This is a genomic window from Stenotrophomonas maltophilia, assembly GCF_002799155.1.
GTDB classification, from domain to species: domain Bacteria; phylum Pseudomonadota; class Gammaproteobacteria; order Xanthomonadales; family Xanthomonadaceae; genus Stenotrophomonas; species Stenotrophomonas maltophilia_R.
Genome location: NZ_NERD01000002.1, coordinates 2,041,678 through 2,055,507, shown reverse-complemented (window position 1 = coordinate 2,055,507; position 13,830 = coordinate 2,041,678). Strand labels below are relative to the sequence as shown.

The following is a 13,830-nucleotide window of genomic DNA, read 5'->3' as shown; positions in this document are numbered from 1 at the left end:
GTTCAGAAGTCCCCGTAGAGTGATTCGCGCAGCTGCTGGCGGAACGGCTCCAGCTTGTGCGAATGCGGATGGAAGCCCAGGCCGATCCAGCGGTCGGTCTCGCGGCCGGTGCCGTCGATCTGCACCTCGTGGCGGAACATCTCCTGCGTGGTGATCAGGTTGTCGCTGACCCCGGTGATCTCGGTGATCGAGACCAGCACCCGACGGCCGCTGCCCAGCCGCGAGATCTGCACGATGAAATCGATGGCGCTGGCGATCTGCCGGCGCAGGCTGTCCTCGCTGCCCTGGAAGCCGGCAAAGCCGGCCAGCATCTCGATGCGGTACAGGCAGTCACGCGGGGTATTGGCGTGGATGGTGGCCATCGATCCGTCATGGCCGGTGTTCATCGCCTGCAGCATTTCCAGCACTTCAGCGCCACGTACTTCGCCGACCACGATGCGGTCCGGGCGCATGCGCAGGCTGTTGCGCACCAGATCGCGGATGCTGACCGCGCCCTGGCCCTCGGCCCCGCCGATGCGGCTCTCCAGGCGCACCACGTGCGGATGGTTCAGCGAAAGCTCGGCGGTGTCCTCGACGGTGATGACGCGCTCGCTGGCCGGCACGTAGCTGGCCAGGGCGTTGAGCAGCGAAGTCTTGCCCGAGCTGGTGCCGCCGGAGACCAGGATGTTGCAGCGGCCCAGCACCATCGCTTTCAGCAGTGCCTGCATCGGCGCGTCGAACGTGCCCTTGGCGAGCAGCTCGTCGGGGGTGAACGGGTCCTTGCGGAACTTGCGGATGGACACCATCGGTCCGTCCACCGCCAGCGGCGAGATGATCGCGTTGAGGCGGCCGCCATTGGGCAGGCGCGCGTCGACCATCGGGTTGGAATCGTCCAGCCGGCGGCCGAGCGGCGCGAGGATGCGGCGCAGGATGCGCAGCAGGTGGGTGTCATCGGTGAAGCGCTGGGTGGCGCGCCTGAGCTGGCCACCCTGTGAAACGTGCACGTCCTTGAAGCCGTTGATCAGGATGTCTTCGATGGAGGGGTCGTGCAGCAGGTCGTCCAGCGGGCCGAAACCGGTCAGCTCCTTGACCAGCCCTTCCGCGACCACCTGCATCTCTTCCTCGTTGATTGGGATGCGCCATTCCTGGATGAAGCCCACGGTCTGCACCTGTACCCAGCGGGCGATGGTGTCCGGGGCCCAGGAATCGATGTCGATGCGCTCGTCTTCGATGCTGTTGAGCAGGTGCTCATGCGCAGCCGACAGCACTTTCTGGTACTGCTCGGTCTGCGCGAACGGCAGGTGGCCCGGCGTGCTTTCCAGCACGGGGCGGGCAACGGCGTGCGGGAACGGGGTTACCTTGTCTTCCATTGCGATCCACCCAGGGCAAGGGAGAGTCTTTCCCGCAGGCCATGCGGCTGGACCGGGCACGCGGCCGGATCCAGGCGCGACACGAGCGGGGCGAGGGCACGCAGATAGGGGTCGCGCGGGGCATCCTGCAGCAGCAGGTGGCCCTGGCTGGCGGCCAGGCGCACGCGCGGTCGTTCGGGCAGCGTCGCCAGCAACGGCACTTCGAAGCGGCGCGCGATCTGTTCCGGGCCCATGCCGCTGCTGTCATCGTGGCGGTTGATCACCAGCTGCAGGCGCTTCTCGCGCTCGCGCTGGCCCGCCAGGTGCTTCAGCGCCTGGTCCAGCGAGACCAGCGTGGCGATCGAGGCATCGGTGACCAGCCAGATCTCGTCGGCCTGGTCCAGCAACAAGGGCGGAAGCTGCCGCAGCGGGCAGCCGCCGGCGTCGCACAGCACGCTGGCGAACACGCCACGCAGGCGCTGCAGCAGCGCGCCAGGATCGGAGGGGGGAACGGCATCGCTGCCACTGGCGCGATCCAGCAGGACAAGTCCCGAGTCATGCCGCGCCATGGCCGTGCGGGCGAGGGTGGCATCGATGCGGCTGGCATTGCGCAGCGCGTCTTCGTAATGGAATCGGCTGTCGAGATTGAGGTACAGAGCAAGGTCGCCGGCGGGCTGCGCCAGCTCCATCAGCAGGCCATCCTGCTGCAGCGCTTCGCCTTGGGCCAGCGCGCGTGTCTGCTGCGCCAGCACCGAAAGATGTGCGGCCAGGGTGCTGGTGCCGACGCCAGCGCGCACGCCCAGCAGCACGATCAGGCGTGCCTTGTGCGCGTGCTGGGCAACCGCTGCCGGGCGCGGAGACAGCGCACGCCGCAGGGCCGCCTCGATGCCTGCGTCGTCACTGTCCAGGTCCAGCACATCGCGCAGGCCCGCGCGCAGCGCGATCACCACGCCTTCAACCTGGCCGGCGCTGGTGGCGCCCACCGCCACCAGGGGCAGGTCCGGTTGGGTCTGCTGCAGCTGCTGTGCCAGTACGCTCGAGGCGGCCGCATGCTCGGGCCGGAAGTCGAGCAGCACCAGGCTCTGCGGACCGCGTTGCAGGTCCTGCGCGGAGGTGGGTGCGTTGCTGTCCTGCCAATGCAGGGCAGTGCTCGGCGGCAGCTTGGCGGCCAGCCGGGGCAGCAGTTCGCGATCCATGCCATACAGGACCAGGTTCATCGGAGGTCCTTGCGGATGCAGCGGCTGGGCAGTGGCGTAGGGCATGGGCGTGGTATCGCAGGCATCATGGAGTCAGCGCGAGAAACCGGGCACCGGGTCCTGGCTGACCGGACCCAGCAACCAGGAACCCCACTCGGGAAGATGCGGCTTGGCTTCGCGCTCGCCGGGCAGCGGCAGTTCGGTATTGCGCGCCAGCGGCTGCACCAGGCGCGGGGTGACGATGATCACCAGTTCCTTGTCCTGGCGCTTGTAATCGAAGTTGCGGAAGAACGAACCGATGATCGGCAGGTCGCCCAGCAGCGGAATCTTGCTGACGTTGGAGACGATGTTGGAGCTGACCAGCCCGCCGATGACGAAACTCTCGCCATCGCCCAGCTCGACGGTGGTGTCGGCGCGGCGGGTAGTGATCGAGGGGATCTGCACGTTGTTGAGCACGATGGCATTGCTGTAGTCCAGGTCGCTCGCTTCGGGCGCTACCTTCAGCGCGATGCGGTTCGCTGCCAGCACGGTCGGGGTCACGGTAAGGCCGATGCCGAACGGCTTGTAGGTGATGGTGGTGGTGCCAAGCCCTTGCGGTTCCAGGATCGGCAATTCGCCGCCAGCCAGGAAACTGGCGCTCTGCCCGGACAGCGCCACCAGCGTCGGCTCGGCCAGTACGCGGGCCATGCCATTGCTCTGCAGCAGTTCGACGTCGGCGTTCCACAGGCCCTTCGTCGAGCCGAAAACAAGGCGGAATGCCGAGGAAATCGGCGAGACGGCCTCGTTGCTGCTGTTGCCTTCCTTCATGCCGGGCAGCAGGCCGGTGTTGCCCGGCAACCCGGTACCGGGCCGCGCGAAGCCGTAGGCGAAGCCGCCGTTGCGGTTCTGGAAGTTGATGCCGATCTGCTTCATCGCGGTCTTGTTGAACTCGACGACCTTGACCTCGACCTGGACCACGCCGCCACTGCTGATGGTGGATGCATCGACGAGCGCACCGTCCTTGCCCAGTGCCATCGCCGCCGTGCGTTGTTCCTGCATGTGCGAGAGCACGCTGTCGGTGCTTCCCTGCAGCAGGCCCTGCTGGTCCTGCTGGGTGAACACCAGGTCATTGCCGCCGGTGCTGGCAGCACCCTGTACAGCGCTCTGCACCCGTACCGTCACCCGTTGCGGCTCGGCCTGCTTGCGGTGCCACAGCAGCAGGGTGGTGGTGCCGGGCATCTTGCCCACCAGCAGCGCCTGGCGCTGACCACGCAGCATCACGATGTCGGCCACGCCGGGGTCGGCAATGGCTACCCGCTCCAGGTCGGCCGGCAGGTTCCAGGGACGCTGCTCACGGGCCTGCAGCACCAGGTCATCGGCGGCCACGCTCGTTGCCGGCGCCAGCAGCACCAGCAGCAGGGCCAGCCAGCGCTGGCGGGGAGAAGTGCGTGGACGGCGGCGACGTTCGGTCATGGATGCACTCGATGCAGGTCAAAGGGAGCCACGGGGGGCGGAACTGTCGCCACGGATGATCTCGATTCCCGACGCGCGCGGGGCGCTGCGACGTGGCGCCGGCGCGCGCGCCGGTGCATCTGCAGTGCTGCGTGGCGGAGTGCTGCCGCGGCCGGCCAGCGCATCCCCGTCGATGCCGGCGTAGGCATGGTTCTCCGGGCGCTGAAGTGCCAGCTGCTGCTCCGCATCAAGCCCACGCAGCGGATCGATCACGCCGCGTGACTGCGGGAACAGCGCCAGGTCGGGCAGGCCGGTGTCGGCGGGATTGCGCAGGGCCAGGAACAGCTTGCCCTGCTGTGCACCCAACAGCAGGCGATTGGCATCGGCCACGGGGACGGCGAGCACCGCGCTGCGCGCAGGTTGCGGGGCGTCATTGCTGTTGTTGCTGCTGCCGCCGCTGCCGGTGATGTCGGCCGCGCGCGGGTCGTTGCGGGTGTCGACCGCGGCATTGGCGGCGGCCTCTGTGGCAACGGGCGCGATGTCCTGCTGGCCATAGCTCAGCACGCGCAGGCGCGACAGAAGCAGGCGCGCCTGCGCGGCTTCGGCGGGGCTGTTGATGTTGGGCTGGGCATTGCGCAGGTTGAGGAAGACGTCGACGAAGTCACCGGGGACGATGCGGTTGCCGGCACCCACCAGTTCGTCCACGGGCACGGCCAACGCGCGCTCGCCCGGCCGCAGCTGCAGCGAGAAGCCCTGTGCCAATGCGTTGCTGCTGATCGGGCTGCCTTCGGCGATGTCCTGCACCGGCACCTTGCCGACTACGGCGGCGATGCTGGTGGCGGCACCGGCGACGGGTGAGGTGCGCTGGGCCAGCCGCAGGCCACTGGCGCTGATCGGCTCGCCCGCAGGCAGGCGTGCCACCGCTTCCACCACGGTGATCGCCTGCGCCTCGTCATGGGCGATTGGTGCGACCGTGACCGGTTCGGCCGGTTTGCGCCCGATCATGAAGGCGATCAGCGCCAGCAGCACGGCCAGGCCGATCAGGGCGACGGCAGCGATGCGGGTCAACTTGAGCATGGAACCGTCTCCAAAGTACCGATCATCAGTTGCCGCTGCCGAGATCGAGCTGGGCGACCGCGACGCTGCGGATGGGAGCCTGCATCACCCACTTGTAGAGCGTGGCGGTGCCGGGCAGGAAGGGATGGCTGGCGTAGTCGTAGCTGACCGTCACGGTCATGCACTGGGCCGTGGCCAGGCCGGCGCACGGCGCCTGTGCCGACACCACGATGGCGTTGCTGCCCCCCGTGCTGCAGTCCACGTTCTGCTTGGAAAACTGCAGCAGCCATTGCATCGAGGTGCGTGCGGCGACGCAGGCGGCGGTGCGTCGTTCGCCGGCAGTGCCGTAGCGCAGCGAGGCGCGCGCGCCTTCGGCCGAAGCGGTGGCCAGGGTCTGCTGTGCCGCCATGATCATCACCCCGGAGAAAGTGAACAGCAGCAGTGGCAGCAGGCCGAGCATCAGCATCAGGGCGAACTCGATGCTGGCGACCCCGCGTTGCAGGCGTGGGCTGCGGATGTTCATGGTGCACCTCCGTAGATGCCGGCCAGCACCCAGCCGATGGCGGCGAGTGCCAGGTAGGCTGCATAGGGAATGCCACGTCGTCCCTGGCGGGCAGCCTGCATGTCGCGCAGGGCCGGATGCGATTGCCATTGCGAGCTGGTGCGATTGACCTGCATCTGCAGGCGGCCGGGCAACAGGACGCCCAGGCGCCGGCCAGCCAGCACCAGCACGGCGTGCACCCCGGCGGCGAGGCTGGCAACCAGCCAGACCGGCAGCAGCGCCTGCCAGCCCAGCATCAGACCCAGAGCGCCGAAGAACTTCACGTCACCGGCGCCCATCCAGCGCAGTCCATAGAACGGCAGCAGCGCCACCAGGCCGAGCGCCGCGCCGGCAACGTGGGGCAGCCACGGCTGGCGCGGCGCGCTGAACTGGCCGGCGACGATCACCGCAGTGGCAATCACGCCTGCAGCTATCAGCCAGGTGTTGGGTACCCGACGTGCATACAGATCACTGATCGCAATCCGCAGGCACACGCCGATGGCCAACAATCCCAGCAGTGTCATCGCACACTCCATCGCCCGTCACTGGACGGCCCTGACCAGATTCCATGCCCCCCGCGCTCGCGCCGCTGCCAGCCGCACGCAGTCGCCGCTCAGGTTGTCGAGCCGGACGCCTTGGTGGCCAGTGCGGAGAGGTTCTTGAACAGCGTTTCGAAGAACCCCTTGATCTGGTCGTTGCCGACCGCGATCAGGATGCCGGCGATGACGGCCGCCAGCAGCCCGTACTCGAGCGCGGTGACACCGTCTTCTTCCTTCAGGAATTTGCGGATCGATGCGTTCATGACCTATGTCTCCCTGTACCTGTCTGCGGATGCAGTACACCTGCGTTGGGCGGTGGCCCGGCTCCGCCGGGATCGTCCGTGGGCCTCCGCGTCCTGGCGGAGGAGGCGCGGCGGGATGGACCCGCCGTGCTCAAGCAGGGTGATCGTCTCCAGGCGGGACACCGGTCGCACGGTCGCGACCGCACGGCGCGGGGCCGGTGGTCGAGGCATCCAATGATGCGTGCGTGGTCATGCTGTCCCCCTGGGTGCGGCCAGATCAGATGGCCGGATCACCGTGATATCGACTTTGCCTGAATGGCGGTGGGCTGCAACTGGAACCTATATGCAAATTCGGCAGAAACTCCGCGATCCTGAAACTTTCAGGCTGTTTCTGTGACGAGAATCCGTTCGCAGGCAAAACGATTCATGGTCGTGCAGATAATGTGATTCCATTTTCGGGGCATGCGAAAACCGTGCCACTGGTCCCGACATTTTCTTCATCTGTGTATCTATTTTTATCATTCCAGTCTGCGGGTTTACCTTTGCGGATTATTGGGCATACTCGCATTCAAGCTATTGCATTTCCCTGGTCGGCCGCCTCGGAGGCGGTGTGACCGGCTTGGCATCGGAAGTGGCTAATGGATCGATGCGCGCCCTGTCAGGCAGTGGGGGCCGCGTCGCATGGCGGATCAACGGGGGACAACACTGTCATGGTCGATGGTGGGGTAGAAGGCAGCGACGACAGCGGCCTGCGGTCGATAGACCTGGCCACGCTGAGCGGCGTGCTTCGCGTCTGTGATGTCGAACTGCTGCTGCTCGATGGCAACGGGCCTCGTGCGGCGTTCGCCTCGCGCGTGCACGAGGAAGCCCTGTTCTGCAGCATCAGCTGCGGCTTCCATTGCCGTGGCCGCTTCATGCTGCCACCGGACTGGGCGATGCTGGGGTACCTGCACGCTACCGATGAGACGCTGAGCTGGTGCCATGGCGTACCGCTCACGCCAGGCATGGCGTTGACGATCATGCCGGAGGGCATCAGTGAGTTCACCCTGAGCCCGGGCACGCACATGACCCTGATGCTGCTGCCGGTGGCACGGGTGCAGCGCAAGCTGACCGAACTGAGCCTGCGCAGCACGCCACCCGCTGGCCAGGCACTGTCGCTGTTCAACCTGGCCAGCGAAGCCACGCCGTTGGCACGCCATTACCAGCAGCTGCACCTGCAGCTGGGGCAGGGTGCAGGGCTGCAGCCGGAAGAAACCGAAACCCTGTTGCATGAGCATGTGCAGGCCCTGTTGGGCGCCGGTGCGGCGGATCGACCGGGCTGCAGCCGTGCACGGCGCACGCATTATCTGATCGCGCAGCGAGCAGAGAACTTCATGCGGCTCAACCTGCGCCGCAATATCTACATGAATGAAATCTGCGATGCCGCAGGCGTCAGCGAGCGCGGCCTGCGCTATGCGTTCGAGGACCTGTTTGGTACTTCGCCGAACCGCTATCTTTCCATGCTGCGCCTGTGCGCGGCCTGCCGCAGCCTGTCGATGGCCGATTCCAGCCGTCGCTCGGTGAAAGCCATCGCCCTCAGCTGCGGCCTGTGGGACCTTTCGCGCTTCGCCGACAATTACCGCAAGGTATTCGGCGAACTGCCGCGCGATACCCTGATGCGCGCGCCTGCGCAGATCGGCCAGCCGGCCTGAGCCAAGCCCCGCAAGGGTTTTCGCGGCGTTCATGCCGGAATTGCATATCCGCTTGCCGATCATGTTGCCGCTTCTGCATAAACGGCTGCCGATTCCGGCCGTGGATTTGCCGGAATGCGCGATTGCCGTGCCGGATTGAAGTGCGCCGCCGCCGTTGCAACCGCTGAAATGTCAGTCACCTGCCTAACGGCAAGTCCACTGACATTCCAGTTGTTCGCCTACGGGGGAAATGCTCATGAACCGCATCTACCGGCGTGTATGGAACCGCCAGCTCAATGCTCTGGTTGTGGCCTCGGAACTGGCCACCGGCGACAGCGGCGGCAGCGCCGCACGCGATCCGCGCGCCTTCCTGCTGATGCCCACCGCCCTGGCCCTGGCATTGCTGTGCGCGCTGGCCAGCGGCCACGCAGGGGCATCGGAAACCAATCAATCGCTGCGTGACCTGCAGGCACTGGCCGCCAAGTATGCGCAGCCGATGCCGGTCAAGGTCGACGCCGAAGTGGCCCTGGCTGCCGCTGCGCGACAGGCGCAGAGCAGCCCTGCGATCAGTGCGGACGCCCGCCTGGGCCTGCAGCTGAACACCACGTCCCTGCCGGTGGTGCGTGACGTATTGCCGGCAGCCGTGCAGGTGAAGCTGGCTGCGAACACCGCACCGAAGCAGGTGGCCGTGCCGGCGCTGGCGGCCGATGTCCGTGCCCATGTCGGCCTGGGCAACACCTCGGCGCCGGCGGCACAGGTGGATGCATCGTTGGCCGCACACGTTGCGCCGGGCGCGCAGGCGCCGCTGGGCGTCGCCGCCGACGCGCGCGCCAAGGCCAAGATCGGCGTCGCCGGCCGCCAGGTCGCTGCGATCGATGCTGGTGCCAAGGCGTTGGCGGGCCTCAGCGGTTCGTCCCTGAAGACCTCCGTTGACGGCAATGCGGACGCACGTCTGGCGGTGGCTGGCCATCACATCCAAGGTCAGGGCCAGGCCCGGGCAACAGCCGCGGTCAAGCTGCCGGCCAAGGAGGAAGTGCCGGGTGAGACGCATGATCGTGCCATCAGCGCCGCGTTCGATGCAGGCGCCGCCGGCAAGGTGCGCGTGCAGGCGCCGGACGGCCAGGACGTGATCGCCGACCGCAACCTGAAGCTGGCCGGACAGGCGACCGTCGCCGCGCAGCACAGCGCGCTGGGCGTTGGCAACCTGGTGGGCGGCGCGGTGGGCGCCGTCGGCGGGACGCTCCACGGTGCTGCGGGTGCGGTCGGCAGCACGGTGGGCGGTGCGCTGAACGGTACTGTCGGCGCGGTGAGTGGCGCGGTGGGCGGCGCACTCAACAACACGGTCGGCGCAGTTGGAGGTGCAGTTGGTGGTGCGTTGAACGGCACCGTCGGCACGGTCGGCGGTGCGGTCGGTGGTGCGCTGAACGGTACTGTCGGTACCGTGGGCAGCGCAGTGGGCGGCACGCTCAACAACACGGTCGGCGCAGTCGGAGGCGCAGTTGGTGGTGCACTGAACGGCACCGTCGGAACGGTTGGCGGCGCGGTAGGTGGCACGCTCAACAACACCGTCGGCGCAGTCGGCGGTGCACTGAACGGCACCGTCGGAACAGTTGGCGGCGCGGTAGGTGGCACGCTCAACAACACCGTCGGCGCAGTCGGAGGTGCACTGAACGGCACCGTCGGAACGGTTGGCGGCGCAGTAGGTGGCACGCTCAACAACACCGTCGGCGCAGTCGGCGGTGCACTGAACGGCACCGTCGGAACGGTTGGCGGCGCGGTAGGTGGCACGCTCAACAACACCGTCGGCGCAGTCGGCGGTGCACTGAACGGCACCGTCGGAACGGTTGGCGGCACGCTCAACAACACAGTCGGCGCAGTCGGAGGTGCACTGAATGGCACCGTCGGGACGGTTGGCGGCGCAGTAGGTGGCGCACTCAACGGCACGGTTGGCCAGGTTGGCGGCGCAGTGGGTGGCACGCTCAACAACACCGTCGGCGCAGTCGGCGGTGCACTGAACGGCACCGTCGGGACGGTTGGCGGCGCAGTAGGTGGTGCACTCAACGGCACGGTTGGTCAGGTCGGCAGCGCAGTGGGCGGCACGCTCAACAACACCGTCGGCACGGTCGGTGGTGCAGTGGGCGGCATTCTCGACGGCACCACCGGCAGCCCCACCAGCGGCCTGGGCGGTGTGCTGGGTAGCACGCTGGGCAATGTCGGCAGCGCGGTGGGCAACCTGCTCAACGGCAATCTCAATGGCACCATCGGCAACCTGGGCAGCGCCGTGGGTGGCCTGGTCGGTGGCACGCTGGGCGGTCTCGGCCTGACCAAACCCTCTGCGATTCCGCCGACCAGCCCGAAGGCGCCGGCGGCGGCCGACCCGAATGCGGGCCTCATCATCGGCACCGGTGGCCTGGTCGGCAATGTCGGCCAGCTGATCGGGCCGACCACCACCAGCCTGTTCGGTGGCAATGGCTACCTGAGCAACGGCAACCTCAAGCTCAGCAACGCCAACGTGATGCAGACCTATTCAACGGTCAATGTGCTGGGCCTGCCGGTGGTCAACCTGTCGCCAGTCGGCAGCACGCTCAACGGCCTGGGCGGCGCAGTCACGGGTGGCAGCTCGCACCTGACCCTGATCGGTGGCGTCACCTCCGACAGCTATATCTACAACATCAACAACGGCAATCCGGGTGGCCTGCTGGGCCTGCTGCTGCCGACGGATTCCCCGGCCTGGGCGGCCAAGTGCCTGGACATCGCGCTGGCCGACATCTCCTGCTGGGCCGTCAATGCGGCACAGGACTACCAGGTACTGATGGGCGATGGCGCCTTCGCCAACGGTTCGAAGGAAGTGGTGATCGGTGCAAACGCACGCCATGAGCTGCCGAAAGTCGACGCCAACGTCGCCTTCCCCGGCGACGGCGTCAACGACCCCAGCAATCCAACAGGCGTGCCGACGGCCGACTATGCCGCGCGCATGGGCCATTCAGTGATCGTCGGCGACAGCGCCGTCGGCACCGCCAACGGTCAGACCCTGCTGGGTGCCGAGGCGACGTCGAACCAGGCCAACTCGGTCGCACTGGGTTACCGCTCTGCAGCACTGCGCGGCGCGCAGGCCAGCTACAGCGCCTACGGCCTCACTGCGCCGCAGGTCTCCGCCGGTGAAGTGTCGGTGGGCACTGCCGGTGGCGGCGAGCGCCAGATCACCAATCTTGCCGCAGGCAGCGCCAACACCGATGCGGTCAACGTGGCCCAGCTGAAGGGTGCCATCAGCCTGATCGACGATGTGGCGGCCGCTGCAGTGACCTATGACCTGGACGGCGCCGGCAATCCGGACTATCGCCGGGTCACGCTCGGCGCTGGCACCGGCACCACCACCATCGGCAACCTTGCCGCAGGTGCGGTCACCGCAGGCAGCCTCGAAGCGGTCAACGGCGGCCAGCTGGCGGCGACCAACAGCGCCATCGCCAGCTTCTTCGGCGGTCGCGCGGCCTTCGATCCCGCCAGCGGCATCTTCACCGCACCGCTGTTCGAGATCAGCACCATCTCCACCGGTGGTGCCATTGCCAAGGGCCTGTACGAGAACGCCACCGATGCCTTCGCTGCGGTGGATGGCTCGCTGGTCAATCTCAACACGCAGATCACCGATATCCGCAACGGTGGGACCAAGTACCTGCGGGTGAACTCGACCGGCACCGAGGCCCTGGCCAGCGGCGCCGACTCGATCGCGGTCGGTACCAACGCCCGCGCCACCGCAGCCAACAGCATCGCAGTGGGTGCCGGCAGCCTTGCCGACCGTGACAACACCGTCTCGATCGGTGCTGCCGGTGCCGAACGCCAGGTCACCAACCTGGCCGCGGGTACCGCTGCGACCGATGCGGTCAACGTCGGCCAGCTGCAGGCCTCGGAGCAGGGCGCCCTGCGCTATGACCTCAACGGCGACGGCAGCGTCAACTACGCCAGTGCCACGCTCGGCCAGACCGGCACTGCCACCACGCTGCGCAACCTCGGCCCGGGCCAGGTCAGTGCCACCAGCAGCGAGGCCATCAACGGTGCCCAGCTGTTCGCGGCCAACCAGGCAGTGGCCACCCATCTCGGCGGTGGTGCTGCGGTCAACGCCAGCGGCGTGCTGACCGCACCGACCTACTCGATCAACAACGTCGCCGCCAACGGCACCGTGACCACGGGCAGCTACAACGACGTCGGCACCGCCTTCGACGCGGTCAGCAATTCGCTGGCCAACGTCGCCGACCAGACCGGAGAGGTCGACAAGCTGGCCGTCAAGTACGACGTCGATGGCAGCGGCAACGTACTCAACAGCGTGACGCTGACCGGCACCGGCACCGGCGCGGTGAAGATCACCAACGTCGCCGCCGGCAGCATCCTGGCTGGCAGCAGTGATGCCATCACCGGCGACCAGCTGTTCAGCACCAACAGCACCATCGCCAACTACTTCGGCGGCACCACCGCCTACAACGGCGCGACCAATGTGTGGACCGCGCCAACGTTCAGCATCTCCAGCATCGCTACCGATGGCACCTTCAGCAGCGGCGATTACAACAACGTCACCGCCGCCTTCACTGCCGTCGATGGCTCGCTGAAGGTCCTCAACCAGCGCATCACCAACGGTGGCGGTGGCAGTGCCTACCTGGCGGTGAACTCGACGGCAGCGGCTGCAACGGCTGCCGGTGCGGAGGCGGTGGCGGTCGGCCCGCAGGCCAGTGCGGCCGGTGCCAACAGCGTGGCGGTAGGCAACGGCGCCAACGCCAGTGCCGGCAACAGCGTCGCCCTGGGTGCCGGTTCGGTGGCCAGCGTCGGCGCGCAGAGCGGTTACACCGGCGCCTATGGCCAGACCGGTGCCAGCAACTCGGCCGGCGAGGTCTCGGTCGGCAGTACCGGCAGCGAGCGCAAGATCACCCATGTCGCCGACGGTTCCGACACCTACGACGCGACCAACGTCGGCCAGCTCAGGAACGGCGTGAACTACGCCATCGATGAATCGAAGAAGTACACCGACCAGAAGATCCAGAACATCACCAACGTGGCCGGCAGCTTCCGCGCCAACAACACCAACAACCTGGCCGACCCGTCCGCCAGCGGTGCCAACTCAGCCGCCGGTGGTGCAGGCTCCACCGCCGCCGGTGCCAACTCGACTGCGCTGGGCAATGGTTCGCAGGCGCAGGCCGACAACTCGGTGGCGCTGGGTGCGGGTTCGGTGGCGAACCGGGCCAACACGGTCTCGGTCGGTGCAGCCGGTGCCGAACGCCAGGTGGTCAACGTGGCTGACGGCTCGCAGGCCACCGACGCGGTCAACGTGCGCCAGCTGCAGGCCTCGCAGCAGGGCACGATCCGCTACGACACCACGGTGAACGGTGCGACCAACTACAACAGTGTCACCCTGGGCAGCACCAGCAGTGGCCCGACCACGGTGCGCAACGTTGCCGCCGGCACCGCCGGTACCGACGCGGTCAACGTCGACCAGCTGAAGTCGGGCATGGCACAGACCCTGGACTGGTCGAAGGCCTACACCGACGAGCGCATGGGCGGCTTCGAGCGCGACCTGCGCAAGACCGACAACCGTGCCTCGGCCGGTATCGCTTCGGCGATGGCCACTGCGGCGCTGCCGCAGCCCAGCGAGGCGGGCCGCAGCATGGCCTCGATCGCAGCCGGCAGCTACAACGGCGAATCGGGCGTGGCCTTGGGTATCTCCGGTGTCTCCGAAGGCGGCCGCTGGATCTACAAGTTCAGCGGATCGACCAACAGCCGTGGCGAGGCCGGCGTGGCCGTCGGTGCCGGCATCCAGTGGTGATCCCCGCCGCCGGGCCGCACG

9 protein-coding genes are annotated in these 13,830 nt (G+C 67.5%); 2 read left to right on the top strand and 7 right to left on the bottom strand.

The annotated features are described in order from the left end of the window. Positions 1-2 precede the first annotated feature (2 nt). The 7 genes from B9Y82_RS10080 to B9Y82_RS10050 all read right to left on the bottom strand — a co-directional run bounded on the left by B9Y82_RS10080 (position 3) and on the right by B9Y82_RS10050 (position 6,354). Positions 3-1,349, bottom strand: a complete 1,347-nt coding sequence (locus B9Y82_RS10080; RefSeq protein WP_100473029.1) for a CpaF family protein — start codon at positions 1,347-1,349, stop codon at positions 3-5. Beyond that, positions 1,334-2,590, bottom strand: a complete 1,257-nt coding sequence (locus B9Y82_RS10075; RefSeq protein WP_100473026.1) for an AAA family ATPase — start codon at positions 2,588-2,590, stop codon at positions 1,334-1,336. Before B9Y82_RS10075 ends, B9Y82_RS10080 begins: the two co-directional genes overlap by 16 nt. Positions 2,591-2,617: 27 nt before the next feature. Continuing rightward, complete coding sequence (locus B9Y82_RS10070) at positions 2,618-3,976, bottom strand: type II and III secretion system protein family protein (RefSeq protein WP_100473009.1); 1,359 nt, start codon at positions 3,974-3,976, stop codon at positions 2,618-2,620. A gap of 18 nt (positions 3,977-3,994) precedes the next feature. After that, positions 3,995-5,032, bottom strand: a complete 1,038-nt coding sequence (gene cpaB / locus B9Y82_RS10065; protein ID WP_100473006.1) for a Flp pilus assembly protein CpaB — start codon at positions 5,030-5,032, stop codon at positions 3,995-3,997. Positions 5,033-5,057: 25 nt separating this feature from the next. Next, positions 5,058-5,534 carry a TadE/TadG family type IV pilus assembly protein gene (locus B9Y82_RS10060; protein WP_100473003.1) on the bottom strand — a complete coding sequence of 159 codons (477 nt, stop codon included), beginning with the start codon at positions 5,532-5,534 and terminating at the stop codon, positions 5,058-5,060. Continuing rightward, the gene (locus B9Y82_RS10055; protein ID WP_100473000.1) at positions 5,531-6,076 is read right to left on the bottom strand and encodes an A24 family peptidase; all 546 of its coding nucleotides are present in this window, start codon (positions 6,074-6,076) and stop codon (positions 5,531-5,533) included. Before B9Y82_RS10055 ends, B9Y82_RS10060 begins: the two co-directional genes overlap by 4 nt. Before the next feature lie 89 nt (positions 6,077-6,165). Next, entirely contained in the window at positions 6,166-6,354 is a 189-nt protein-coding gene (locus B9Y82_RS10050; RefSeq protein WP_014037517.1) for a Flp family type IVb pilin, read from the bottom strand. 689 nt (positions 6,355-7,043) lie between these two features. On the opposite strand from B9Y82_RS10050, the gene B9Y82_RS10045 reads away from it, so the two are divergent. Both B9Y82_RS10045 and B9Y82_RS10040 read left to right on the top strand, forming a co-directional pair. Then, positions 7,044-8,024 carry an AraC family transcriptional regulator gene (locus tag B9Y82_RS10045; protein ID WP_100472998.1) on the top strand — a complete coding sequence of 327 codons (981 nt, stop codon included), beginning with the start codon at positions 7,044-7,046 and terminating at the stop codon, positions 8,022-8,024. A gap of 235 nt (positions 8,025-8,259) precedes the next feature. Next, positions 8,260-13,809 carry an ESPR-type extended signal peptide-containing protein gene (locus B9Y82_RS10040; protein WP_100472994.1) on the top strand — a complete coding sequence of 1,850 codons (5,550 nt, stop codon included), beginning with the start codon at positions 8,260-8,262 and terminating at the stop codon, positions 13,807-13,809. The last annotated feature ends 21 nt before the right edge of the window (positions 13,810-13,830 follow it).

Excerpts from the sequence above, each read along its gene's own strand:
- B9Y82_RS10050 (WP_014037517.1), bottom strand. The coding sequence starts at position 6,354 with ATGAACGCATCGATCCGCAAATTCCTGAAGGAAGAAGACGGTGTCACC.
- cpaB (WP_100473006.1), bottom strand. The coding sequence starts at position 5,032 with ATGCTCAAGTTGACCCGCATCGCTGCCGTCGCCCTGATCGGCCTGGCC.
- B9Y82_RS10080 (WP_100473029.1), bottom strand. The coding sequence starts at position 1,349 with ATGGAAGACAAGGTAACCCCGTTCCCGCACGCCGTTGCCCGCCCCGTG.
- B9Y82_RS10075 (WP_100473026.1), bottom strand. The coding sequence starts at position 2,590 with ATGCCCTACGCCACTGCCCAGCCGCTGCATCCGCAAGGACCTCCGATG.
- B9Y82_RS10040 (WP_100472994.1), top strand. The coding sequence starts at position 8,260 with ATGAACCGCATCTACCGGCGTGTATGGAACCGCCAGCTCAATGCTCTG.
- B9Y82_RS10070 (WP_100473009.1), bottom strand. The coding sequence starts at position 3,976 with ATGACCGAACGTCGCCGCCGTCCACGCACTTCTCCCCGCCAGCGCTGG.
- B9Y82_RS10060 (WP_100473003.1), bottom strand. The coding sequence starts at position 5,534 with ATGAACATCCGCAGCCCACGCCTGCAACGCGGGGTCGCCAGCATCGAG.
- B9Y82_RS10045 (WP_100472998.1), top strand. The coding sequence starts at position 7,044 with ATGGTCGATGGTGGGGTAGAAGGCAGCGACGACAGCGGCCTGCGGTCG.
- B9Y82_RS10055 (WP_100473000.1), bottom strand. The coding sequence starts at position 6,076 with ATGACACTGCTGGGATTGTTGGCCATCGGCGTGTGCCTGCGGATTGCG.